Raw genomic sequence first — 23,179 nt, forward strand, 5'->3', positions numbered from 1 at the left:
TATGGAGTATTTATGAGTAAGGAATATATGAACGATGGTTCATTAAGTGAAAAATGGAAATATCGCTTTAGTTTTTATGATCAACATGGCTTTCCTGGATTCTGGGGGGCAACACCAGAATATAAAGCAGCATTTAAAGCATTAAAAGTAATACAACGATTAACTATTCAAATTAATTTCATTGCTTTCTTCTGTTCCTGGATCTATCTATTTGTTCTGGGTTTATGGAAAAAAGCAATTATAGTTCTATTACTTTGCATTCTATCTCTATTTGTTGGTGCACTAATTGGCGTTAACATTTTGGGAATTGCCGTAGCAGCCTATGTTGCTGTTAACACGAACAAATGGTTTTATGAGAAAGAGGTAAAAGGGTTAAATACCTGGAGCCTTTGAATAACTGGTGGCTTAGCCGGGCTAAACCACCACTCTCGTTTTTTACAACCAGTTCTTCCGTTTAAAGTACAGATACGGTGCCAGGCCCGCGAGGATCATAAAGATAATCGCGCCTGGGTAGCCGAAGCTCCACTTCAGTTCCGGCATAAACTCAAAGTTCATCCCGTAGCTGGAAGCGACCAGCGTCGGTGGCAGGAACACCACGGATACCACCGAGAAGATTTTGATGATGCGGTTCTGCTCGATATTGATAAAGCCCATCGCCGCCTGCATCAGGAAGTTCACCTTCTGGAACAGGGATTCGTTATGCGGCAGCAGGGATTCGATATCTCGCAGGATTTCACGCGCCTGCTCCAGTTGCCCACCCGGTAAGCGTGCTTTACGTACCAGGAAGTTGAGCGCGCGCTGGGTATCCATCAGACACAGGCGAACTTTCCAGCCGATATCTTCCAGTTCCGCCAGCGTGGAGAGCGCCTCGTCGTACTCATCGCCCTGATGCCCTTCCATAATCACCCGGCTCAACTGCTCCAGGTCGCTGTAGATATTTTCAATTTCATCTGCCAGCTGTTCGATTTTGGTTTCGAACAGATCCAGCAGCAGCTCGTAGGCGTTACCGTCCACCATTGACTGGCTACGGGCACGCATACGATACAGACGAAAAGCGGGCAGTTCACGCTCACGCAGAGTAAACAGACGACCATCACGGATGGTAAATGCCACAGTGGAGTTACCGGCGTGATCTTCCGCATCTTCAAAGAAGAAGAAGGAGTGAATATGCAGGCCGTCATCGTCTTCAAAGAAACGTGCCGATGCTTCGATGTCTTCCAGTTCCGGGCGGGTTGCCAGGCTCTGGCCAAGTTCAGATTGTACGCGCAGTCGCTCGTCGTCGTCCGGTTCGACAAGATCAATCCATACTGCATTTACAAGGGGTTGTGACTCTTCGACTTCCAGCCGGGTCAGTCGGTTATTTTCCAGTTGAAATGCGCTCAGCATGACCGGGACTCCCAATGCTTAAAATATCGGACAGTTCGGTGGGCACACAGAAACAAATTGGGTTTCAGACCATTAAACAGCCTGACTCAGCGCGACGGGAAAAATTGAGGTCGCTGACAACCGCTAAGGCTATCAGCAAAAAGGGATAGCCTTAGGAGTTGATCCTGGATGACAGGATAATGAGCCAGTATCTACTGGGTGTGTCCAAGGCGAATGTCCTCTTAGAGTGATCGTGCGCGCATGTTACGCCAGCAAAATTTTGCCGTCAACACGCAACAGAACACCACAGAACAATAGTTGAACTTCGCGCTTTTTGGTACTCGTCAAGGTCGCTAACAGGATAAAAAAATCCCACATCCAGGACCTATAATGGCGCATCGGCTACTCATTGGTAAAGGAATGATCACCTTGAATCTCAAACGGATTTTTCTCGCCCTCACCTTACTTCCCTTGTTTGCTGTTGCCGCTGATGATTGCGCACTATCAGATCCGACACTGACCATACAGGCGTATACCGTTAATCCTCAAACAGAGCGGGTGAAAATGTACTGGCAAAAAGCCAATGGCGAAGCGTGGGAAACGTTACATGCGCTGCTGACGGATATTAATAGTCAGGGTCAGGTGCAAATGGCGATGAACGGCAGCATATATGATGAAAGCTATGCGCCGCTCGGTTTGTACATCGAAAACGGTCAGCAGAAGGTGGCGTTAAATCTCGCTTCAGGTGAAGGGAATTTCTTTATCCGTCCTGGCGGTGTGTTTTATGTCGCGGGAGATAAAGTCGGAATCGTTCGTCTGGATGCCTTTAAAACCAGTAAAGAGATTCAGTTCGCGGTGCAGTCAGGGCCAATGTTGATGGAAAACGGCGTCATTAATCCGCGTATTCATCCCAACGTCGCCTCACGCAAAATTCGTAACGGTGTTGGGATTAATAAACAAGGGAACGCCGTGTTTTTGTTGAGCCAGCAGGTGACAAATTTTTATGATTTTGCCTGTTATGCCAAAACGAAACTGAACGTTGAGCAACTGCTTTATCTTGATGGCACGATTTCACATATGTATGTGAAAGGCGGGGCAATCCCGTGGCAACGCTATCCTTTTGTTACCATGATTTCCGTCGAGCAGAAAAGTTAAAACAACCGTTTTGTGTCACTGAATATGGTGCAGATGCCGGATGCGGCGTAAACGCCTTACCCGGCCTACATAACATTGCAATTTATTGAATTTACATGATTTTGTAGGCCGGATAAGGTGCGCAGCACCGCATCCGGCAACGTTATACCGTCTCCAGCCGGGCGTAAGCCGCCACCAGCCATTTAATACCCTGGCCCTGAAATGCCACCTGCAAACGACTATGTTCGCCGCTGCCTTCCATATTGACGATAGTCCCTTCACCAAACTTGGCGTGTCGTACGCGCTGGCCGAGTTTGTAACCGCTGTCGTTCTCAACCATCGGCGTACCCATACGATGATGGCTGACCGGGCGGCTTACCGTAGCGCGTAAACGCACCTCTTCCACACACTCTTCCGGCAACTCGCCAATAAAACGCGACGGGCGATGGTAAACCTCTTTGCCATACAGACGCCGGGTTTCCGCGTAGGTCAGCGTCAGTTTCTGCATCGCGCGGGTTACGCCAACGTAGGCCAGACGGCGTTCTTCTTCCAGACGCCCGCCTTCATCCAGCGACATCTGGCTTGGGAACATGCCCTCTTCCATACCGACAATAAACACCTGCGGGAATTCCAGACCTTTCGCCGAGTGTAGCGTCATCAGCTGTACCGCATCCTGCCAGGTATCCGCCTGCCCTTCACCTGCTTCCAGTGCCGCATGGGAGAGGAACGCCTGCAGCGGCATTAAATCTTCGTCTTCTTCGTTGTAGCTGAACTGGCGCGTTGCCGTCACCAGTTCCTCTAAGTTTTCGATACGCGTCTGGCCTTTTTCGCCCTTCTCCTGCTCGTACATGGTGCGCAGGCCGGAGTCTTTAATTACCCGATCAGTCTGTACATGCAGCGGCATATCGGCAGTTTCTTGCGCTAAGGCGTCGATCAGTTCCATAAACCGTTGCAAAGCGCTGGCAGCACGTCCGGCGAGGGCTTTTTCCTGCAACAGTTCACGACATGCCTGCCAGAGTGTTAACTGGCGATCGCGCGATGTCTGACGTACCACGTCCAGCGTCCGGTCACCAATACCCCGCGTTGGCGTATTGACCACACGCTCAAAGGCCGCGTCGTCGTTACGGTTGGCAATCAGGCGCAGATACGAGAGCGCATCTTTGATTTCCTGGCGTTCGAAGAAGCGCATCCCGCCATAAATACGGTACGGCATACTGGCTTGTAATAACGCCTCTTCCAGTACACGCGACTGGGCATTGCTACGATAGAGAATGGCGCACTCGGCGAGCGCCCCGCCGTTGTCCTGCCAGGTCTTGATGCGGTTAACAACAAAACGCGCTTCGTCGAGTTCGTTAAAAGCGCAATAGAGGGAAATCGGCTCACCGTCCGCGCCATCGGTCCACAACTTTTTACCCAAACGCCCGTTGTTGTTTTCAATCAGGGCGTTCGCCGCGCTCAGGATATTGCTGGTAGAGCGGTAGTTCTGCTCCAGACGAATGGTTTCGGCACCGGGGAAATCATTAAGGAAACGCTGAATATTCTCCACCTGCGCCCCGCGCCAGCCGTAGATTGACTGGTCGTCATCGCCAACAATCATCACTTTGCCAGTATCGCCCGCCAGCAGGCGGATCCACGCGTACTGAATGTTGTTGGTATCCTGGAATTCGTCCACCAGGATATTGGTAAAACGTTCGCGGTAGTGTTGCAGGATATGCGGCTTGTTAAGCCACAGTTCGTGGGCGCGTAGCAGTAGTTCAGCGAAGTCTACCAGGCCCGCACGGTCGCACGCTTCCTGATACGCCTGGTACACCTTCTGCCAGGTCTGCTCCACCGGATTACCGTAGCTTTGAATATGGTGCGGACGCAGCCCTTCATCTTTCTGGCTGTTGATGTACCACATTGCCTGGCGCGGCGGCCACTGCTTCTCGTCGAGGTTCATGGCTTTGATCAGACGCTTAAGCAGGCGCAGCTGGTCTTCGCTGTCGAGGATCTGGAAATCCTGCGGCAGGTTGGCGTCCATATGGTGCGCACGCAGCAGACGGTGTGCCAGCCCGTGGAAAGTGCCGACCCACATACCGCCCTGACTGGTGCCCATCAGTTGCCCGATACGATGGCGCATTTCCGCCGCCGCTTTGTTGGTAAATGTCACCGCCATAATCGAGTACGGCGAGCAGTTTTCCACGCTCATCAGCCAGGCGATACGATGCACCAGTACGCGCGTCTTACCACTGCCCGCGCCCGCCAGCACCAGAAGGTTGCTGCGTGGCGCGGCCACCGCTTCGCGCTGTTTGTCATTAAGGCTGTCGAGCAGGTAAGAAACGTCCATTGGCACCGCCGCGTAAAAATAGGTTGGGCGGAGAAGCGCAACGCCCTCCGCCAAAAAGCTGGGTATATATACAGATTTGCTGATTATATCAGCGAGGTCAGAGATGCCAACCGGGAAATTTCCAGATGCGGCAGTAAACGGCTGTTCCAGGTTTGCATCAGATCGCCATTTTCCGGTCTGATCCAACAGGCTTGCATTCCACTACGGATCGCGCCCCCCACATCGGTGGTGAGATCGTCCCCGATATGTAAGATCTCACCGATCGGCACGTTGAGTTTTTCCGCCGCCAGGAAGTACATATCGCTGAACGGTTTCGAGCGCCCGTGCGGACCAGCGCGCAGCACAAACTCAAAATAATCCCCCAAACCAAACAGCTCCGGCTGGGCGTTACCGTTGGTGATCGCCACCAGCGGCCATTTCTTCGCCAGCTGTTTTAAGGTGTCGTGCGTTTGCTGCGGAACGTCGATCCGGCTACGCCATTTGGCAAAGTTGATCATTGCCGCGTGTGCGCCTGCACTGGCTTCTTCTGCGCTCAGCCCGGCGTCGAGCATCGCTTGTTCTATTGAGCGAAAACGCCAGCGCGTCACATCATGATAAATCTCGGGTTCCGCTTCCCGTACCGCCTGACGCAGACGTTGCAGATCTTCATTCTGGAAGCTGCGCAGCGCCGGATGGTAATTTTGCACAAAGGTAAGCGCCTCCTGCTCAGTGCGCAAAATCACCGGACGGTTATCGTAAAGGGTATCATCCAGGTCAAAGGTGAGCGCCGAGATGCGCCCCAAAGGCCGGTAAAAACGCATTATTTCCCCCGTTTGGCGCGTGGATGCGCCGCATCGTACACCGAGGCAAGGTGTTGAAAATCAAGATGAGTATAGATTTGCGTGGTAGAAAGGTTGGCATGACCCAGCAGCTCCTGTACACCACGAAGATCACCGCTCGACTCCAGCATATGCGTAGCGAACGAGTGACGTAATTTATGCGGGTGAACGTGATTATTCAGCCCTTGTTTTATGCCCCATTCGGCAAAGCGTTTCTGTACATTACGCGCGGAGATACGCTTGCCCAGTTTCGACAGGAAAAGCGCGTCGTCTTCGCTGCCAAACAGGTCGCGCAAATCAAGCCAGTGCTCAATCCACGCCACAGCGTTGCGACCAATCGGCAGGCGGCGCTCTTTGCTGCCTTTCCCCATCACCCACACTTCGCCGGACTCCAGGTCGAGGTGTTTGATATCGAGCCCCACCAGTTCGGAAAGACGCAGACCCGCACCGTACATTACTTCCAGCATTGCCCGATCGCGCACGGCGAGGGGATCGTTGATATCAATATCCAGCAGCCGATTTATATCATCGACGTCGATATTTTTCGGCAGATGACGCGGCGCTTTCGGTGCCGAAACACCTTTCGCCGGGTTAGCTTTGAGTTCGTTCTGGCTGACCAGCCAGTCAAAAAAGCTACGTAGCGCAGAGAGGCGTAATGCGAGGCTTGCCGCACCCAGCCCTTTACGGCGACTGCGTACAGCAAAATTACGCACCATCGTCACATCACATTGCTGCCAGCTTTGCAGGCCGTTTTCGCTGGCAAAATTGATGATCGCCTCAAGCTGACGCTGGTAGTTAAGCAGGGTTATCGGGCTAAGCTGACGCTCCACGCTCAGATAACGTAGGTAGCGTTCTACATCGGTGTGTAAATCGGTCATACGCGTTCAATCCAACGCTCCAGAAGCTCCGGCAACATCAGCGCAATTTCATGCAGTAACTGCGTTCCCTGCCCTTGTTGATAGTGGCTGGCATCGCGGCTGGTGAACAGCACCACACCCAAATCAGCATCGCTTCCCAGCATCGACATCGCCACCGATCCCACCGCTTTCGCTTCCGGTAGCACCACCAGCAGCTCCGGTCCGTTAAGCGGACCAAGATAGTGCTGTTCCTGCCCCAGACGCTGAATACGCAGCGGTTCGAAAGACTGACGGCTTAATGCGAGATGAGTGTGGTTCGACGGCGCACCTAAGCGCCAGCGATCCGGAAACAGGCGCAGACTCGCACCTGCCAGACCGAGATCGCGCGCCCAGCGGTGAAAACGCATCAGCATATCGTCGAGACTGCTGGCGGCGGTGAGACTACGCTGCAGGTAAAGTAAGCGATAGAACAAGCCTTCGTTGGCGATAGCCTGTTCCATCAACAGCGCCATGTTCTCTTCCAGAACATGAATATGATTACGTGCGCGGGCCATGTGCCACTCGACCAACGAAACGGTGCCGCGTACCGGATGCGGCACACGTATCGCTTCTACTGCGCGCGCATTGCGGATAAAAAACTCAGGATTTTTAATCAGATAATCGACAACCGCCCGGTCATCTAGCTCCGTGAGTATTTCCTGCAGTTCTTCCCCTGGTTGCTTCATAGATGAATAAATCCGTCGTAGACATGTACCGCCGGCCCCGTCATATATAACGGGTGACCCGGACCTTTCCAGGCGATATCAAGACGACCGCCGGGGAGTTCCACGCGTACTTCTTCGGCCAGCAAACCTTGCTGAATCCCTACCGCCACCGCCGCACACGCGCCGCTGCCGCAGGCCTGGGTTTCTCCTGCCCCACGCTCATAAACGCGTAAACGAATATGCTCGCGCTTAACCACTTGCATAAAACCGATATTAGCGCGCTCCGGAAAACGTTCGTGGCTTTCCAGAACAGGACCAAGCGTTTCTACCGCCGCAGTATCGACATCATCAACCTGAATCACGCAGTGCGGATTTCCCATCGACACCACGCCGCATAAGATTGTCTGCTCGGCGGCGCGCATAATATAGGTCTTTTCCGCTTTGTTAGCGCGAAATGGCACGGCAGAAGGTTCGAAGTTGGGTTCGCCCATATTTACGCGCACCAGATCATCATCGGTGACGGTCAGAACCATCCGCCCGTTGGCAGTACTGACGCGGATATCGCGCTTATTGGTCAGCCCTTTCAGGCGCACAAAGCGGGCAAAGCAGCGCGCGCCGTTGCCGCACTGCGCCACTTCACTGCCATCAGCATTGAAAATGCGATAGTGAAAATCCAGTTCCGGATCATACGGTGGCTCAACCACCAGCAGTTGGTCAAACCCTATCCCCAGGTGCCGATCCGCCAGGCGACGAATCAGCTCCGGTGAAAAAAAGACATTCTGCGTTACCGCGTCGACGACCATAAAATCGTTGCCAAGGCCATGCATTTTCGAGAACTGCATCATTTACTCCAATCACGCGGGTACAGAAACTGACTTTTAGTAATTCACCTGGGATGGACCATCGCCAGTGGCGCGGTCGTTTTTATCCGGCACCGTGGATTGCGTTTGCGTCTCTACCGGTTTGGTCGGTGGCGGTGCGTTTTTATCTGCAGGCGGGAAATAGAGCGGACCTTTCAGACCGCAGCCCGTCAGGCTGAAGAGAGTAAGTAATACAGTGAGTGCCTTAAACACGTTTTTCATTATGGATTGCCTGTAAAGTTCATCGCTTTCTGCTTTCTATCATCGCAGGAGAAGACGTAAAAGCAAGCGTTTAGCGACTCTTTATGAAGTCTGAAAAATGAGGAATTGCTGCGAGTATAACGCTTACACGTGGGGATTTATGTTTTGCTGGTAGTTTCGTGATCGGCACCTCGCGCCAGGATGGCTTTATGCACTATCGCAATGTGGTTTGTTTGTTGTCTTGTTCGTTATTCTTATCCCCGGCATGGGGATGTCGGCTTTCCGCGCCTGAACATAATATTTACCAGAAACAGGGAAAAGGCGTGGTGTACCTGCGCCCTTATAAAGAAACAAATCTTTCTCTACCTGACGTGAATTACAAGAGTTTGCGTCGTTTACCTAATTTATTAATAGACGCAACAACACAAGATGAATGGAATAAAGAACCACCTCTGACTGATCTAACAACTGACAACCTCTATGAGGGCGCACAAGCCTGGTATCCCCATTACTCCTGGCATAGCGATGGTCGCTATATCCTCTACGCGGGTGAAGTAGTGCAAAATCCTCACGACGCACCACCCGTCGATATCGCCTCATTCAAGGCATGGGGAGATTTTGCCGCGGATAAACACAGTCTCTATTTTGAAGGCAAGCGCACCGATAACAATGGCGGGGGAAATAGCTTAGATATCAAAACACTGCATCAGGTGGAATTCCGGCCTCCCTGGGATCCTGACTTACTGGGGCTGATATTACGTGACGCTAATTTCTTGTATATCAATGGGCATCGCCTCGCAGATCCCGATAGTTTCCGTGTGCTGGCACAAAAGTCATGGGATCAGCGAGGAAAGTTTTCTACCGCGTTTAATCCCTGTGTGGCTATGCCATTTGGCCCCTGGGATACCCTGGCTCGTACACGGACCAAAATCCTGATCAACGGCGAACAGCTTGATGCCGACCCGGACACCTTTTCCGTCGTGCGCTGGATGCCCGGCTCACTCTTGACCTGGCGTGATAAAAACGGGCTACAGCGTAAAGTCCTCGACAAGGAAAATCTGGCGTGGGATGAAGATTTAACAAAGCACTGTCTGGATTTTTCTCTGCTGGAAAAGAAAGTGTTCTGGCGTAAAGGGCCTGCTTGTAAACAGGAAGAAGTACCGGGGCTCGATCCTGAACAGTTCCACCCCATCAGTGATGCTGTCGCCCAGTATCAGGATTCGCTTTATACCATAATCGAAACAGAGTCTGGTGACCGCAAGCTGGAGATCGTAAAACTTGATGATCCCAATCTTATTATCAACAAACGTTTCAACGCCGGGAAACGCCATGGCTATTTACTTACGCGTGCCGAAGGGTGGCCAAACCATTCCGGTTTACACGTGTTTGAATCTGACGGACCGCTGATCTTACTGGATAACCACTCTCCGGATGAACGCGAAGCCCATCTTGATGACCATCCCTTTTTGCGCAGATGGTATGCCCGCGATAACCGCTACGTTTACAGCTTTGATGGCGCGCAGCTCTGGCGATACCGCACCGCGGATCCGAAACAAGTTCGCTTAATCTGGAAGGAACAACATTCGGGATATGGCTATGGCGTAAATTACAAAACGGGATATCTGGACGGAAAAATTACCGATGACGGCGAATTTATTCCTGCCCCGCGCAATGAGGCGACAAAATGAAAGGTCAAATAATCACAGTTGCACTCATCTTGTTGGGGCACACATTTCTGACACCTGCTGTACAGGCCATAGGGTTCGACTATTACAATGATCACGGTGTTATGTCTTACGGTAAAGGTTATGGGGAGGATGAGAAAATTATTGCCCAATTTCCGAAGATGAACAGAGCCGATTTGCGCCTTGTGACAAATATATCCGGGAAGCGGGAGTTAGTGGAAGGCTATATACCCACCGATGAAATAAGCATAAAAAATGAGGAATACCACTGGGTGACAGACGGCCACGTTATTCTCTGGCGTGGCAAAATCGTTAGCAATCCACCGGGAACACCCACTGTCGATATTGCCAGCTTTCAAGCTATGGGCCGCTTCGCGGTCGATAAATATAGCCTCTATTTTGACGGACAGCGCACCGAAAGTAATAGCGGCGCGTCACGTGTTGATCTGGCGACACTAAAAGCTATCGAAGGTAACTCTACCACGCTGGTGGATAGTAAAAATCTCTACTTGTCCGGTCGACGTCAGGGGAGCAGCAGTAATGTTACTGTATTAGAAAAAAGATGGTGGGGTATTAATCCACGTCTTATGAGTGTAAACAGAAATTTGTATTCCAATGATCTGCTTATCCGCAGTGGGCAGAATATTTATTTAAATGGCGTTCACCTTACGGCGAATGCAGACTCATTTGAGATAATTCGCTGGATACCTCATTCACTGCTGGTTTTTCGCGACAATAAGGGTATGCATCGTTATCCCTTTGGGCAATTGTCTGGCAAAGCGATACCCGTAGATGATGACGTCTCTTTTGAAGTAGGGGAAAGTCGCGTTCGCTGGCGTAAACAGCTCACGCCCGACCGTCAGTGGAGCAAGTGGATAGACCTACCAGGTATTGAACCTGAACAATTCCATCTGATTACTGGCAATATTGCGCAATATAAAGATCGGTTGTATGTAACAAAATTATCGACATTTGGTGAAGACCAGCTTGAGATAATCCCGCTGGATACGCCAGACCTGGTCATTGATCGCTCATTTAATAGCGGCAAACAGCATGCTTATTTTATCCGCCAATTACGGTCAAAGAGCGTGCATATTATTCCAGTTAACGGTCCGCTAACTAAAAACGATCGCTTCGCTTATGACGATCGCAATGTTTATACATGGACCGATACAGAGGTAAGGATTACGCCCTCCCCCTGCCCGGCGAAAACAAACGTCAGAGAAGAGAATGTGCGTGAACTTCACAACAGAGACATTATTATTCCGTTGACGGATGAATCATGCCAGAACGCAGCAGACGAGCAAACTTTGAAGCCCTGACCCCATGCCGCTATACTGCCGCCATCACCTAAAAACAGGATACAACAATGAACGACAGTGAATTTCATCGCCTGGCTGATCAACTCTGGCTGACCATTGAAGAACGCCTGGACGACTGGGATGGCGACAGCGATATCGACTGCGAAATCAACGGCGGCGTACTGACCATTACCTTTGAAAACGGCAGCAAAATCATTATCAACCGCCAGGAACCACTGCACCAGGTATGGCTGGCGACCAGGCAGGGCGGCTACCATTTTGACCTGAAAGGCGATGAGTGGATTTGCGACCGTAGCGGTGAAACCTTCTGGGATTTGATGGAACAGGCGGCGACGCAGCAGGCGGGTGAAACAGTCAGTTTCCGCTAAGATTGCATGCCGGATAAGCCTCGCTTTCCGGCACGTTCATCACGAAAAATACTGCTGTAATAGCGGCGTGTCGTGATCCTGATTGGCAGGCGGCATGTTGCCGATAGATTTGGTGCGGAACGGAATCACCTGTTCACGACCATCAACCTTCACAATCTGATAGAACTGCGGCAGGTTGAAGTTGATGAAGCTTGAGCCGTAGGTAAAACGGTCGTGCGATGACGAGTAGAAGCGACTGACGTCACGCACCAGCTCCTCTTTGCTGCCTTCGCAGTGGTGATACACCTCAACCCGGTTGCTTTCGTCGAGAATGTAGATATTAAAGCCATTCTCGTCTTGCGTTTCTTCGAAGAAGAACTGGATGATCCCTTCGCTGGCAAAGCCGTCCACCACCGCCGGTAATTTGACGTGATTGGTTTCAACCTGCACTGACAGGCCGTGCAGTTTGTTATGCGAAATAGCGCCATAAAACTCGATGGCATTTTCCAGTTTCTGTACCGATACATTCAGGCGTTCGAAGAATAAGCCCCAGGTTTGACCAGAAACGCGCAGCGCCTTGAAGCGCCCGGTTTCCTGGCGGGTGCTGGAAAGACGCAGTTCAATGCACTCAGAAACCAGTTGCTGTACGCGAGTACGGATTAAGCCGCGCAGATGCTGGCTGTAGCAGAAGACTTCCACGCTATCTGGCGGTGCGGCGTCCTGATGCATTTTGCCGAGAATAGTTTTCAGGGCTTCGATCATCGACTGCTCGCCGTTGAAGTGCAGCGTACGCACTTCGTTCCACGAGTTGCGGTACAGCAGGTCAACGCTACCTACCAGGCAATTTTGGTTTTCGCCAAAGCTGAAGACGTCCAGCTTACGGAAATCAAAATGCACCACCTGATTGCGGAACGCAGCTGTCGGGTCATATTCCAGGTTAACGATAATCGCCAGATGGCGAATCTCACATGGGCTGTAGAGCGCTTTTGGCGTCGGTGCAGGCAGGCGCAGCGGGAAATGGTGCGACACATCGGCGACCATCTCCTGCAACTTAGGCAAATCGACAATGCCGTTGCCCTTAATATACAAGCGAGTGCGCGAGGTCAGCAGGCCGTTAAACCATGCCCACGCCACCAGTTTATTCAGGTAACGGTTATATTCCAGCGGCTGATGGCTGATGATCGACTCAATATTTGGCGCGCGGTTATACAGATACCAACCTGAACGGTTAGCCCGGCCCGGCGGCACATAAATAAAGGTCAGATTCGGTTCCGAGAGATCGGGCGAAATCTGCGGGTTTACCAGCGTCACTTTACCTGGCAATGCTTCAAACGCGGCGTACAGTTTACGCGTCAGAACACCGATATCCTGTGGGCTGGCGGAGACGCTAAGGTTATTGCGACGCGCAAAGCGGATCAGATTACGGTAGCTCTGCATCATTGCATCGAGCAGCTCGTTGTGCGCCTCACGCACCTGATCAATCTTCCAGTTAGCGCGGTTATCGAGCATTGCAAGACGACCATCGTCCCATTCCCACTCTTTCACTAACTGGGTTAGCACTTCACGACGCCAGCCTACACAGGCGCGTTCACGGCTGAGTTTTTCGCACACTTTTAAATAGAAGCAGCGACGCACTAAATCCAGACGGGTGAAATCTTCAATCGCCGTCAGGTATTCAGTAACACGCTCCAGCATCATGCAGTACGGATCGAGACCAAACGATACAATCTCGCCGTCGTGCAAACGCTGTTTGATATCTTTCGCCAGCAGACGTGGGTTCGGGTATTCCCAGGAATAGGCTTCCAGCAGCAGTGTTTTCAGCACCGCTTTGTAGGGAGAATCGATACTCTTATAGAGCTGCCAAAGGCTGGCACCAAAGTACTCTTCAGCAGAAAGCGAACTTAAGCCACCGAGATCCAGCCATTCATTAGGCGTGAGCACGCCCTGCGCGTAAAGCGTCATCACATAGTCGTCGTAATGCTCTTCTTCGTCGCACGGCACCATATTCCACAGAATACGCTTACCCGCGAGACGCACGGCAGTGCGATAAAATTCGTCAAGCAGCAGTATATGCTGGGTGGAGCCACAATCTTCGCCCCCCAGACTGCCGCTTTCATTATGTCGGAAACGGTTTTCATCAATCAGGAAAAAACTGACTTCTACGCCCAGCGAGGCGGCCCAGCTTTCCAGCAGGCTGCATTTACGTTGCAGTAACTGGCGCTCTTCGCTATCGAGCCAGGATTGATGGCAGACCCAGATATCCAGGTCAGAGGAACAACTTTGCCCTACGGACGAGGTGCTGCCCATGGTGTATACACCAGTAATTGGAAGCTCACCTTTCGGTGGGTCCTGTACTGACATTCCACGATACAGTTCAAGCTCGTTCAGGTAGTGGCGTTGAGTTTCATCAGGCGTGTAAAGGCAAATGCCTTTGGGAACGTTACCATCAAGGTAACCCGGCATTAGCGGATGGTGATAGTGCAACAATGTCGGCAGTAGACTGTAGACCTGTTGGAATGCAGGCCCCATAGCAGCAAGCGCGCGATCCACACGCAATTGATTTATGGCATCCAGTCTCTGTTTCAGAGTCTCAATATAGAGGTACAAGACGTATCGCCTGATTTGCTACCCGTCATGACTGTGATTCCGCCAACATCAACGGTAACACGCGGCATTCGGGATATTTCGTATGTCAAAGGTAACCGTTACCACTTTTCGCGCCTGGTTTTTTTAGTTTCACGACGAAAAAATGGTCTAAAACGTGATCAATTTAACACCTTGCTGATTGACCGTAAAGAAAGATGCGCTACATACAAGTGTAGCACCGTTTATTCTCTGTAAATTCCTTATTACGACGGCGTGAAACGCCTGTCAGGATCCACTGCCAGACCTCATATTAAGGTTTGCGCAGGCATCTACGTTTCACCACAACACTGACATCGCTCTGGCAAGGATGTTAGGATGGACCACGGATGATAATGACGGTAACAAGCATGTTAGACAATGTTTTAAGAATTGCCACACGCCAAAGCCCACTTGCACTCTGGCAGGCACACTATGTCAAAGACAAGTTGATGGCGAGCCATCCGGGCCTGGTCGTTGAACTGGTACCGATGGTGACGCGCGGCGATGTGATTCTTGATACGCCGCTGGCGAAAGTAGGCGGAAAAGGCTTATTTGTTAAAGAGCTGGAAGTCGCGCTCCTCGAAAATCGCGCCGATATCGCCGTACATTCAATGAAAGATGTGCCGGTTGAATTCCCGCAAGGTCTGGGGCTGGTCACTATTTGCGAGCGTGAAGATCCTCGCGATGCATTTGTGTCCAATAACTATGACAGTCTGGATGCGTTACCGGCAGGCAGTATCGTCGGGACGTCCAGTTTACGTCGCCAGTGCCAACTGGCTGAACGCCGCCCGGACCTGATTATCCGCTCCCTGCGCGGCAACGTCGGCACTCGCCTGAGCAAACTGGATAACGGCGAATACGATGCCATCATTCTTGCCGTAGCCGGACTAAAACGTTTAGGTCTGGAGTCACGCATTCGCGCCGCACTGCCACCCGAGATTTCTCTTCCGGCAGTAGGGCAAGGTGCGGTAGGTATTGAATGCCGCCTTGATGATACACGCACTCGCGAGCTGCTTGCCGCACTCAATCACCACGAAACTGCACTGCGCGTTACCGCCGAACGCGCCATGAATACCCGTCTCGAAGGCGGATGTCAGGTGCCAATTGGTAGCTACGCCGAGCTTATTGATGGCGAAATCTGGCTGCGTGCGTTGGTCGGCGCGCCGGACGGTTCGCAGATTATTCGCGGTGAACGCCGCGGTGCGCCGCAGGATGCCGAACAAATGGGGATTTCGCTGGCAGAGGAGCTACTGAATAACGGCGCACGCGAGATCCTTGCTGAAGTCTATAACGGAGACGCCCCGGCATGAGTATCCTGGTCACCCGCCCGTCTCCCGCTGGAGAAGAGTTAGTGAGCCGTCTGCGCACACTGGGGCAGGTGGCCTGGCATTTTCCGCTGATTGAGTTTTCCCCGGGTCGGCAATTACCACAACTTGCCGATCAACTGGCAGCGCTGGGTGAGAGCGATCTGCTGTTTGCCCTCTCGCAACACGCGGTTGCTTTTGCCCAATCACAGCTGCATCAGCAAGAGCGTAAATGGCCCCACCTACCCACTTATTTTGCCATTGGACGGACCACCGCATTGGCGCTACATACCGTAAGCGGACAGAAGATTCTCTACCCGCAGGATCGGGAAATCAGCGAAGTCTTGCTACAATTACCTGAATTACAAAATATTGCGGGCAAACGTGCGCTGATATTACGTGGCAATGGCGGTCGTGAGCTAATTGGGGATACCCTGACGGCGCGCGGTGCTGAGGTCACTTTTTGTGAATGTTATCAACGATGCGCAATCCATTACGATGGTGCAGAAGAAGCGATGCGCTGGCAATCCCGCGAGGTGACGACGGTCGTTGTTACCAGCGGTGAAATGTTGCAGCAACTCTGGTCGCTGATCCCACAATGGTATCGTGAGCACTGGTTACTACGCTGTCGACTTTTAGTCGTCAGTGAGCGTCTGGCGAAACTCGCCCGGGAACTGGGCTGGCAAGACATTAAGGTCGCCGATAACGCTGACAACGATGCGCTTTTACGGGCATTACAATAACTCTCATAACAGGAAGCCATAATGACGGAACAAGAAAAAACCTCCGCCGTGGTTGAAGAGACCAGGGAGGCCGTGGACACCACGTCACAACCTGTCGCAACAGAAAAAAAGAGCAAGAACAACACCGCATTGATTCTCAGCGCGGTGGCTATCGCTATTGCTCTGGCGGCGGGCGTCGGTTTGTATGGCTGGGGTAAACAACAGGCCGTCAATCAGACTGCCACCAGCGATGCCCTGGCTAACCAACTTACGGCACTGCAAAAAGCCCAGGAGAGCCAAAAAGCCGAGCTGGAAGGCATTATCAAGCAACAAGCTGTACAGCTTGAGCAAGCGAATCGTCAGCAAGAAACGCTGGCAAAACAGCTGGATGAAGTCCAACAAAAGGTCGCGACTATTTCCGGCAGCGATGCTAAAACCTGGCTGCTGGCCCAGGCTGATTTCCTGGTGAAACTCGCCGGAAGGAAGCTGTGGAGCGATCAGGACGTCACGACCGCTGCAGCGTTGCTGAAAAGTGCAGATGCCAGCCTGGCGGATATGAATGACCCGAGTCTGATTACCGTTCGTCGGGCAATTACCGATGATATCGCCAGCCTTTCTGCGGTATCGCAGGTGGATTATGACGGCATCATCCTTAAGCTGAATCAGCTTTCTAATCAGGTAGATAACCTGCGTCTGGCCGATAATGACAGCGATGGTTCACCAATGGATTCCGACGGTGAAGAGCTTTCCAGTTCCCTCAGCGAATGGCGTATCAATCTACAAAAAAGCTGGCAGAACTTTATGGACAACTTCATTACGATTCGCCGTCGTGATGACACCGCCGTACCACTGTTAGCACCGAATCAGGATATCTATCTGCGCGAAAATATTCGCTCCCGCCTGCTGGTCGCGGCACAAGCCGTACCGCGTCATCAGGAAGAGACTTACCGCCAGGCGCTGGAGAATGTCTCCACCTGGGTACGTGCTTACTACGATACTGATGATGCCACCACCAAAGCGTTCCTCGACGAGGTGGACCAGTTAAGCCAGCAAAATATCTCGATGGATCTCCCGGAAACCCTGCAAAGCCAGGCGATGCTGGAAAAACTGATGCAGACCCGCGTGCGTAACCTGCTGGCACAACCGGCAGCAGGGACAACGGAAGCTAAACCTGCACCTGCACCGCAAGCTGATACTCCGGCAGCCGCGCCGCAAGGAGAATAACCATGCTAAAAGTGTTATTGCTCTTTGTGTTGCTGATTGCGGGGATAGTGGTCGGCCCGATGATTGCCGGTCATCAGGGTTACGTGCTGATCCAGACCGATACCTACAATATCGAAACCAGCGTCACGGGCCTGGCGATCATTTTGATTCTGGCGATGGTAGTGCTGTTTGCCATTGAGTGGCTACTGCGGCGGATCTTCCGCACAGGCGCACACACCCGTGGGTGGTTTGTCGGACGTAAGCGTCGCCGTGCCCGTAAGCAGACCGAACAGGCGCTGCTGAAACTAGCGGAAGGCGATTATCAGCAAGTTGAAAAGCTGATGGCGAAAAATGCCGATCACGCTGAACAACCGGTGGTGAACTATCTGCTGGCTGCCGAAGCCGCGCAACAACGCGGTGATGAAGCACGCGCCAACCAACATCTGGAACGCGCAGCGGAGCTGGCCGGCAACGACACAATTCCGGTAGAAATCACCCGTGTACGTCTGCAACTGGCCCGTAATGAAAACCATGCAGCACGTCACGGCGTTGATAAGCTGCTGGAAGTTACGCCACGCCATCCGGAAGTATTACGTCTGGCGGAACAGGCGTATATCCGCACTGGTGCATGGAGTTCGCTGCTGGATATCATCCCATCAATGGCAAAAGCCCACGTTGGCGATGAAGAGCATCGTGCAATGCTGGAACAACAGGCATGGATTGGCCTGATGGATCAGGCGCGTGCCGATAACGGTAGCGAAGGTTTGCGTAACTGGTGGAAAAACCAAAGCCGGAAAACGCGTCATCAGGTGGCGTTACAGGTGGCAATGGCGGAACATCTTATTGAATGTGACGATCATGATACTGCCCAGCAAATTATCATCGACGGCCTGAAACGCCAGTATGACGATCGCCTGCTGCTGCCGATCCCGCGTCTGAAAACCAATAACCCGGAACAGCTGGAAAAAGTGCTGCGCCAACAGATCAAAAACGTGGGCGATCGCCCGTTGTTGTGGAGCACACTGGGTCAGTCGCTGATGAAGCACGGCGAATGGCAGGAAGCATCGCTCGCCTTCCGCGCGGCGCTGAAACAACGTCCGGACGCCTACGATTACGCATGGCTTGCCGACGCGCTGGACAGACTGCACAAGCCGGAAGAAGCCGCAGCGATGCGTCGCGATGGCTTGATGCTAACCTTACAGAATAACCCGTCACAGTAATCTATATCGCCTCGTTCAGAGGCGATATTTTTTTACCAGGATGTCAAAATTGCGCACGCCGTCCCGCTATCTTTTCCGCTTGCCATCGCATGAAATTACTCCTTTTCGGGCAACGCTCTTTTTAATCTTGTTGATATGTGCCGCTCTGGCTGGCGTAAGTTGGCTGATTATTTCCTTTGTGCGTACGGGCAATACATTCATCTTCTGGTTAACACTTTTTATTGGGTATCTGATAGCTGCGGCGAAGCAGGAAAAAATCAAGCTCCTCAAGAAGTACCGAATCATGGCAGATAAACGTCGGGTACGCTCCATTTGCCAGTTCGCCCGCGAATTTGACACCTACACCGTAGATACATGGGTGATTCGTGCGGTGTGGGATACCTTGCAAGGAAACGGCTATATCGATTACCCACTGCCACTGAAAGCCGATGATACACTGGACGATGATCTGGATTTGGTGCGCGACGCAGTCGAGTTAGAAGAGCTGGTTGAAGATACCGCTGCTCGTTGCGGGCGCGATCTATGCGGAATAGAAGAGAATCCGTTTCTTCCCATCGTCACGGTAGGCTCTCTTGTAAGAGTTTTAAACGCGCAACCGATGACCCAGGAGCGACGTAACCAGTTCTTTATTCGGTCATAAAAAAACGCCTGCTCTTATTACGGAGCAGGCGTTAAAACAGGTCTGTATGACAACAAGTGGGTGCTTCACTCAACGTTGTGTCCATGGTGTCTGATGAGGCATAAGCGACATCTGTCAGTGGACGATAAGCACCGTAAACGGCTCTGCGTCATTCCGGAGTTTATGAGGCACTAAGGCGGACATAAGAGATGGAATGAGCATCTACTCGTTTATTATGCCACAGAGAACCGGGAAATAACATCCCTTAACACTTGTTATGAGATAATTCTGTAATCCTCTTTGCTTCCTGAGTAATAACTTCCTGAGTGAATATTTCTCCTGCGCACGATTCTACACATATATATAATGAATAATAAAAGTCATTCAATTAATAACATATATATTAATTGCCGTTAAAACTAAAAACAGCATCAATAATCAACGCGATATAACATCACCGCCTTACATATCACCTGCGCCAGAGGTAGGATTGAAAACGCTCTCCTGATTTTCCAATTCATTATCTGGATAAATAAATAATTTATTTTCATCACTATTATTTATGCAATCATCCTGTCAGGGAGAGGGATCTCAATTATCAATGCTTAATTACGTCAACATTTTGACGACATGAAACCGGAGCATTTTGCATGGAATTTTCGTTTTCACCCAAACTTCTTGTTGTGGCTGTCGCCGCCGCTCTTCCACTCATGGCCAGCGCAGCAGATACCCCGTCAACCGCCACCGCACGCAAAGGCTTTGCCGGATACGATCACCCAAACCAGTATCTGGTTAAACCGGCGACCACTATTGCCGACAACATGATGCCGGTGATGCAGCATCCTGCACAAGACAAAGAAACCCAGCAGAAGCTGGCGGAATTAGAGAAAAAGACCGGTAAGAAACCGAACGTGGTTGTTTTCTTGCTGGATGATGTGGGCTGGATGGACGTTGGCTTTAACGGCGGCGGCGTGGCGGTGGGTAACCCTACACCAGATATCGACGCCGTTGCCAGCCAGGGGCTGATTTTAACTTCGGCGTATTCTCAACCGAGTTCTTCCCCAACCCGCGCCACGATTCTCACCGGACAATACTCCATCCACCACGGCATTCTGATGCCGCCAATGTACGGGCAACCGGGCGGTCTGCAAGGGTTAACCACGCTGCCACAGTTGCTGCACGATCAGGGCTACGTCACCCAGGCTATCGGGAAATGGCATATGGGGGAAAACAAAGAGTCGCAGCCGCAGAACGTTGGCTTTGATGATTTCCGCGGCTTTAACTCGGTATCTGATATGTATACCGAATGGCGTGATGTTCATGTCAACCCGGAAGTCGCCCTGAGCCCGGATCGTTCTGAATACATCCAAAAACTGCCGTTCAGCAAAGATGACGTTCATGCCGTGCGCGGCGGTGAACAGGAAGCCATTGCCGACATTACGCCGAAATATATGGAAGATCTGGATCAACGCTGGATGGAATATGGCGTTAAGTTCCTCGACAAGATGGCGAAGAGCGATAAGCCATTCTTCCTCTACTATGGCACTCGCGGCTGTCACTTCGATAACTACCCGAACGCCAAATATGCGGGAAGTTCTCCGGCACGCACCTCGTATGGCGACTGCATGGTGGAGATGAACGATATCTTCGCCAATCTGTATAAAGCACTGGAGAAAAATGGTCAGTTGGATAACACGCTAATCGTCTTTACCTCCGATAACGGACCGGAAGCCGAAGTTCCGCCGCACGGTCGCACACCGTTCCGCGGTGCGAAAGGTTCTACATGGGAAGGCGGCGTTCGTGTGCCAACCTTCGTTTACTGGAAAGGGATGATCCAACCGCGTAAATCTGACGGTATTGTCGATCTGGCGGATCTCTTCCCTACGGCGCTGGATCTGGCAGGACATCCTGGAGCGAAAGTGGCGAATTTAGTGCCGAAAACCACCTTTATTGATGGTGTGGACCAGACATCTTTCTTCCTGGGAACAAATGGTCAGTCTAACCGTAAGGCCGAGCACTACTTCCTCAACGGCAAACTTTCTGCTGTGCGTATGGATGAGTTCAAGTATCACGTCCTGATTCAGCAACCTTACGCTTATACCCAGAGCGGATATCAGGGTGGATTCACCGGCACAGTAATGCAAACGGCGGGATCGTCGGTGTTTAACCTGTACACCGATCCGCAGGAAAGCGACTCTATCGGCGTGCGCCATATCCCAATGGGTGTACCGCTACAGACCGAAATGCACGCGTATATGGAGATCCTGAAAAAATATCCGCCGCGCGCGCAGATTAAATCTGATTAAGCCGGCGCTATCGCTACATCGGGCCACACTGACCTTGCCGGATGCGGCGTGAACGCCTTATCCGGCCTACAAGCCTTGCAAATTCAATAAATTGCAGCGTCCTGTAGGCCGGATAAGATGCGTCAGCATCGCATCCGGCAATCAACCGCAGGCGGTCACAAAATGGCTGCTTTTTTACTTATTCACCACCATCAAATGCGCCTGCATAATGTCGCTGGCCGGACGACCGTGCGCCAGCAAATCAGCCATTGCTTTAAGATATGGCGGTAGATGGCGGAAATAACGCTGATACCCGGCACACAAATAATTCAGCCCCGGCTTACCGCTGGCATCGAGCATAAAGCGGTGTTTCGGGCAGCCTCCCCAACATGCTTTTAACACGTTACAACTGCGACACTGCGCCGGTAACTGCTTAAATTTATCTTCTCCAAACACCTGCTGCTGCGGGGAATCTACCATTTCTGCAATTGTTTGCTGAAGCATATTCCCCAGTCGATATTGCGGATAAACATAGTGATCGCAGGCGTAAACGTCGCCGTTGTGTTCGACAATCACCGAGCGTCCACAGGTCGGCTGATGATGGCAAACCGCACCCGGCGCACCGACAAAATTGGCAAACGCCCATTCGATATTCATCACGAAAATCTTGCCGACGTCACGTTTGATCCAGTGGTCAAAAATTGCCACCAGAAACTCACCGAACTCATCGGGGCGCACCGACCATTCTGTCAGTTCCCCCTGAATATCACCAGGCGCATGTAATTTCAGTCCATTGCGGGCAGCTGTTTCATCAGCCAGGCGCTCCACCACCGGAATAAACTGGATGAACTCCACGCCTGCATCACGCAAAAACGCATATACCTGCAACGGTTGCTGCGCGCTGGTGCGGTTGACGCAGGTCAGCACGTTATAGTCGACATGATGTTTTTGCAGGAGCGTCAGGGCACGCATCACCAGCTTATGCGTGGGTCTGCCACCTTTGGTCACGCGATATTGATTGTGGATCTCAGCCGGACCGTCCAGCGATAACCCAACCAGAAAATGATTTTCTGCCAGAAATGCACACCATTCGTCATTGAGCAGCACGCCGTTAGTCTGGAAGCTGTTACTTATCTTCCTGCCAGCACCATATTTCGCCTGTAGCGCCACGGCACGGCGGTAAAAATCCAGCCCGAGTAACGTTGGTTCGCCGCCCTGCCAGGTAAAAGCCACTTCGTTTTGGGGTTCGCTGGCAGCGATATAGTGACGGACATACGCTTCCAGCGTGTCATCGTCCATATGCGCAACTGGCTTTTCGCGGTAAAGGGATTGTTTTTCGAGATAAAAACAGTAGTCACAGTTCAGATTACAATCGGAACCGCTTGGTTTCGCCATCACATGAAAAGCACGCGTTGGAACCTGTTGCAGCATGGTCGCTCCTTGCCTGAAGTCATCCTTCAATACGTTAAGGGCGAAATCATACCGTGTAGCAATGAGTGACTACGGGCGTTTCTTGCGAAGGGAGAGTGATGAAATGCACAGAAAATAAATATCCTCCGGCATAGCCGGAGGTTTTTCAAAT

General features: G+C 51.7%; 21 protein-coding genes. 11 read left to right on the forward strand and 10 right to left on the reverse strand.

The features are described from left to right. Nucleotides 1–12: 12 nt before the first annotated feature. Nucleotides 13–393: a DUF2628 domain-containing protein gene (locus AACU19_RS06910; RefSeq protein ID WP_105278849.1), complete on the forward strand. Its 381-nt coding sequence runs from the start codon at nucleotides 13–15 to the stop codon at nucleotides 391–393. Nucleotides 394–435: 42 nt separating this feature from the next. Here the strand turns inward: AACU19_RS06910 and corA are convergent, their stop codons facing one another. Next, the gene (gene corA / locus AACU19_RS06915; protein WP_000947159.1) at nucleotides 436–1,386 is read right to left on the reverse strand and encodes a magnesium/cobalt transporter CorA; all 951 of its coding nucleotides are present in this window, start codon (nucleotides 1,384–1,386) and stop codon (nucleotides 436–438) included. 151 nt (nucleotides 1,387–1,537) lie between these two features. Further along, a complete protein-coding gene (gene ysgD / locus AACU19_RS06920) occupies nucleotides 1,538–1,594 on the reverse strand; it encodes a YsgD/CorL family protein (RefSeq protein WP_212723238.1) in 57 nt (18 codons plus the stop codon). Between the two features lie 161 nt (nucleotides 1,595–1,755). Here ysgD and AACU19_RS06925 point away from each other — a divergent pair, with 161 nt between their 5' ends. Next, nucleotides 1,756–2,520: a phosphodiester glycosidase family protein gene (locus AACU19_RS06925; protein WP_000951158.1), complete on the forward strand. Its 765-nt coding sequence runs from the start codon at nucleotides 1,756–1,758 to the stop codon at nucleotides 2,518–2,520. A gap of 142 nt (nucleotides 2,521–2,662) precedes the next feature. Here AACU19_RS06925 and uvrD read toward each other — a convergent pair whose 3' ends face one another. From uvrD to lptM, 6 genes are all read right to left on the reverse strand, one after another. Further along, complete coding sequence (gene uvrD / locus AACU19_RS06930) at nucleotides 2,663–4,825, reverse strand: DNA helicase II (RefSeq protein ID WP_105278850.1); 2,163 nt, start codon at nucleotides 4,823–4,825, stop codon at nucleotides 2,663–2,665. Nucleotides 4,826–4,908: 83 nt separating this feature from the next. Then, nucleotides 4,909–5,625 carry a 5-amino-6-(5-phospho-D-ribitylamino)uracil phosphatase YigB gene (gene yigB, locus AACU19_RS06935; RefSeq protein ID WP_105278851.1) on the reverse strand — a complete coding sequence of 239 codons (717 nt, stop codon included), beginning with the start codon at nucleotides 5,623–5,625 and terminating at the stop codon, nucleotides 4,909–4,911. Continuing rightward, nucleotides 5,625–6,521: a tyrosine recombinase XerC gene (gene xerC, locus AACU19_RS06940; RefSeq protein ID WP_000130687.1), complete on the reverse strand. Its 897-nt coding sequence runs from the start codon at nucleotides 6,519–6,521 to the stop codon at nucleotides 5,625–5,627. Before xerC ends, yigB begins: the two co-directional genes overlap by 1 nt. Continuing rightward, nucleotides 6,518–7,225: a DUF484 domain-containing protein gene (locus tag AACU19_RS06945; protein WP_001615793.1), complete on the reverse strand. Its 708-nt coding sequence runs from the start codon at nucleotides 7,223–7,225 to the stop codon at nucleotides 6,518–6,520. The genes xerC and AACU19_RS06945 overlap by 4 nt, the downstream gene beginning before the upstream one ends. Then, on the reverse strand, nucleotides 7,222–8,046 hold the full coding sequence (dapF, locus tag AACU19_RS06950; RefSeq protein WP_001160648.1) for a diaminopimelate epimerase: 825 nt from the start codon (nucleotides 8,044–8,046) through the stop codon (nucleotides 7,222–7,224). The genes AACU19_RS06945 and dapF overlap by 4 nt, the downstream gene beginning before the upstream one ends. A gap of 36 nt (nucleotides 8,047–8,082) precedes the next feature. Continuing rightward, on the reverse strand, nucleotides 8,083–8,286 hold the full coding sequence (gene lptM / locus AACU19_RS06955; RefSeq protein ID WP_000799889.1) for an LPS translocon maturation chaperone LptM: 204 nt from the start codon (nucleotides 8,284–8,286) through the stop codon (nucleotides 8,083–8,085). 188 nt (nucleotides 8,287–8,474) lie between these two features. On the opposite strand from lptM, the gene AACU19_RS06960 reads away from it, so the two are divergent. The 3 genes from AACU19_RS06960 to cyaY are packed head-to-tail and all read left to right on the forward strand — an operon-like array spanning nucleotide 8,475 to nucleotide 11,640. Then, nucleotides 8,475–9,953 (forward strand): DKNYY family protein, encoded by a 1,479-nt coding sequence (locus tag AACU19_RS06960; RefSeq protein ID WP_105271957.1) that lies wholly within the window; start codon nucleotides 8,475–8,477, stop codon nucleotides 9,951–9,953. Then, on the forward strand, nucleotides 9,950–11,272 hold the full coding sequence (locus tag AACU19_RS06965; RefSeq protein WP_105278852.1) for a DKNYY family protein: 1,323 nt from the start codon (nucleotides 9,950–9,952) through the stop codon (nucleotides 11,270–11,272). Before AACU19_RS06960 ends, AACU19_RS06965 begins: the two co-directional genes overlap by 4 nt. Before the next feature lie 47 nt (nucleotides 11,273–11,319). Beyond that, on the forward strand, nucleotides 11,320–11,640 hold the full coding sequence (gene cyaY, locus AACU19_RS06970; RefSeq protein WP_105278853.1) for an iron donor protein CyaY: 321 nt from the start codon (nucleotides 11,320–11,322) through the stop codon (nucleotides 11,638–11,640). A gap of 39 nt (nucleotides 11,641–11,679) precedes the next feature. On the opposite strand, the gene cyaA is transcribed toward cyaY, so the two are convergent. Continuing rightward, a complete protein-coding gene (gene cyaA, locus AACU19_RS06975) occupies nucleotides 11,680–14,226 on the reverse strand; it encodes a class I adenylate cyclase (RefSeq protein WP_000281697.1) in 2,547 nt (848 codons plus the stop codon). Nucleotides 14,227–14,612: 386 nt separating this feature from the next. On the opposite strand from cyaA, the gene hemC reads away from it, so the two are divergent. From hemC to aslA, 6 genes are all read left to right on the forward strand, one after another. Then, nucleotides 14,613–15,554 (forward strand): hydroxymethylbilane synthase, encoded by a 942-nt coding sequence (gene hemC / locus AACU19_RS06980; protein WP_001303155.1) that lies wholly within the window; start codon nucleotides 14,613–14,615, stop codon nucleotides 15,552–15,554. Beyond that, nucleotides 15,551–16,291: a uroporphyrinogen-III synthase gene (gene hemD, locus AACU19_RS06985; protein ID WP_000026079.1), complete on the forward strand. Its 741-nt coding sequence runs from the start codon at nucleotides 15,551–15,553 to the stop codon at nucleotides 16,289–16,291. Before hemC ends, hemD begins: the two co-directional genes overlap by 4 nt. 21 nt (nucleotides 16,292–16,312) lie before the next feature. After that, nucleotides 16,313–17,494 carry a uroporphyrinogen-III C-methyltransferase gene (hemX, locus tag AACU19_RS06990; RefSeq protein ID WP_054495864.1) on the forward strand — a complete coding sequence of 394 codons (1,182 nt, stop codon included), beginning with the start codon at nucleotides 16,313–16,315 and terminating at the stop codon, nucleotides 17,492–17,494. 2 nt (nucleotides 17,495–17,496) lie between these two features. Then, complete coding sequence (gene hemY, locus AACU19_RS06995; RefSeq protein WP_032185557.1) at nucleotides 17,497–18,693, forward strand: protoheme IX biogenesis protein HemY; 1,197 nt, start codon at nucleotides 17,497–17,499, stop codon at nucleotides 18,691–18,693. A 49-nt stretch (nucleotides 18,694–18,742) separates the two neighbouring features. After that, nucleotides 18,743–19,333: a hypothetical protein gene (locus AACU19_RS07000; protein ID WP_105278854.1), complete on the forward strand. Its 591-nt coding sequence runs from the start codon at nucleotides 18,743–18,745 to the stop codon at nucleotides 19,331–19,333. A gap of 629 nt (nucleotides 19,334–19,962) precedes the next feature. Next, nucleotides 19,963–21,618 (forward strand): arylsulfatase AslA, encoded by a 1,656-nt coding sequence (aslA, locus tag AACU19_RS07005; RefSeq protein WP_000395858.1) that lies wholly within the window; start codon nucleotides 19,963–19,965, stop codon nucleotides 21,616–21,618. Nucleotides 21,619–21,792: 174 nt separating this feature from the next. Here aslA and AACU19_RS07010 read toward each other — a convergent pair whose 3' ends face one another. Further along, nucleotides 21,793–23,028 carry an anaerobic sulfatase maturase gene (locus AACU19_RS07010; protein WP_105278855.1) on the reverse strand — a complete coding sequence of 412 codons (1,236 nt, stop codon included), beginning with the start codon at nucleotides 23,026–23,028 and terminating at the stop codon, nucleotides 21,793–21,795. Between the last annotated feature and the right edge of the window lie 151 nt (nucleotides 23,029–23,179).

The sequence above is a fragment of the Escherichia sp. MOD1-EC4550 genome (assembly GCF_963876935.1).
GTDB classification, from domain to species: domain Bacteria; phylum Pseudomonadota; class Gammaproteobacteria; order Enterobacterales; family Enterobacteriaceae; genus Escherichia; species Escherichia coli_F.

Bases quoted from the DNA above. Each gene is read 5' to 3' on its own strand.
- dapF (WP_001160648.1), bottom strand. From the start codon at position 8,046: ATGCAGTTCTCGAAAATGCATGGCCTTGGCAACGATTTTATGGTCGTC.
- corA (WP_000947159.1), bottom strand. From the start codon at position 1,386: ATGCTGAGCGCATTTCAACTGGAAAATAACCGACTGACCCGGCTGGAA.
- lptM (WP_000799889.1), bottom strand. From the start codon at position 8,286: ATGAAAAACGTGTTTAAGGCACTCACTGTATTACTTACTCTCTTCAGC.
- aslA (WP_000395858.1), top strand. From the start codon at position 19,963: ATGGAATTTTCGTTTTCACCCAAACTTCTTGTTGTGGCTGTCGCCGCC.
- AACU19_RS06910 (WP_105278849.1), top strand. From the start codon at position 13: ATGAGTAAGGAATATATGAACGATGGTTCATTAAGTGAAAAATGGAAA.
- AACU19_RS06925 (WP_000951158.1), top strand. From the start codon at position 1,756: ATGGCGCATCGGCTACTCATTGGTAAAGGAATGATCACCTTGAATCTC.
- cyaY (WP_105278853.1), top strand. From the start codon at position 11,320: ATGAACGACAGTGAATTTCATCGCCTGGCTGATCAACTCTGGCTGACC.
- AACU19_RS06965 (WP_105278852.1), top strand. From the start codon at position 9,950: ATGAAAGGTCAAATAATCACAGTTGCACTCATCTTGTTGGGGCACACA.
- AACU19_RS07010 (WP_105278855.1), bottom strand. From the start codon at position 23,028: ATGCTGCAACAGGTTCCAACGCGTGCTTTTCATGTGATGGCGAAACCA.
- hemD (WP_000026079.1), top strand. From the start codon at position 15,551: ATGAGTATCCTGGTCACCCGCCCGTCTCCCGCTGGAGAAGAGTTAGTG.
- hemY (WP_032185557.1), top strand. From the start codon at position 17,497: ATGCTAAAAGTGTTATTGCTCTTTGTGTTGCTGATTGCGGGGATAGTG.
- hemX (WP_054495864.1), top strand. From the start codon at position 16,313: ATGACGGAACAAGAAAAAACCTCCGCCGTGGTTGAAGAGACCAGGGAG.
- uvrD (WP_105278850.1), bottom strand. From the start codon at position 4,825: ATGGACGTTTCTTACCTGCTCGACAGCCTTAATGACAAACAGCGCGAA.
- yigB (WP_105278851.1), bottom strand. From the start codon at position 5,625: ATGCGTTTTTACCGGCCTTTGGGGCGCATCTCGGCGCTCACCTTTGAC.
- AACU19_RS06960 (WP_105271957.1), top strand. From the start codon at position 8,475: ATGCACTATCGCAATGTGGTTTGTTTGTTGTCTTGTTCGTTATTCTTA.
- hemC (WP_001303155.1), top strand. From the start codon at position 14,613: ATGTTAGACAATGTTTTAAGAATTGCCACACGCCAAAGCCCACTTGCA.
- xerC (WP_000130687.1), bottom strand. From the start codon at position 6,521: ATGACCGATTTACACACCGATGTAGAACGCTACCTACGTTATCTGAGC.
- AACU19_RS06945 (WP_001615793.1), bottom strand. From the start codon at position 7,225: ATGAAGCAACCAGGGGAAGAACTGCAGGAAATACTCACGGAGCTAGAT.